Below are 325 nucleotides of genomic sequence, written 5' to 3'. Positions count from 1 at the left end.
GGCCATTTACACCAACAATGCTGAGCGTATGCGTATTGACAATACCGGCAAGGTAGGCATTGGCACAACAACACCAGGAGCAACTCTTGAAGTACGTGGGGCCACCATCAAATTTGCCTCAGAAAATGACAATGCACATACATGGCTCCCTTATACAAATGGGGAGGTCTATATTACAGGTGATGCAGATGGAAGCGGTGATGGTTCAATCCATTTCAGGACGTATGGCTCTAATGATTATAGCGAAAAAATGGTTATCAAGGGGAATGGCAATGTAGGAATTGGTAAAACCGCACCCACAGAAAAGCTTGATGTGGCTGGAAAA

Annotated in this window: 1 protein-coding gene; it reads left to right on the top strand. The window is 44.9% G+C overall.

All coding sequences use genetic code 11. The annotated features are described in order from the left end of the window. On the top strand, positions 1-325 hold a 325-nt coding region (locus tag E1171_RS23085; RefSeq protein WP_222931264.1), incomplete at both ends, for a hypothetical protein.

This window comes from Xanthovirga aplysinae (assembly GCF_009711365.1).
Taxonomy (GTDB): Bacteria; Bacteroidota; Bacteroidia; order Cytophagales; family Cyclobacteriaceae; genus Xanthovirga; species Xanthovirga aplysinae.
Note: the sequence above shows the minus strand (reverse complement) of the source record. Positions and strands in the feature narration are given on the sequence as shown.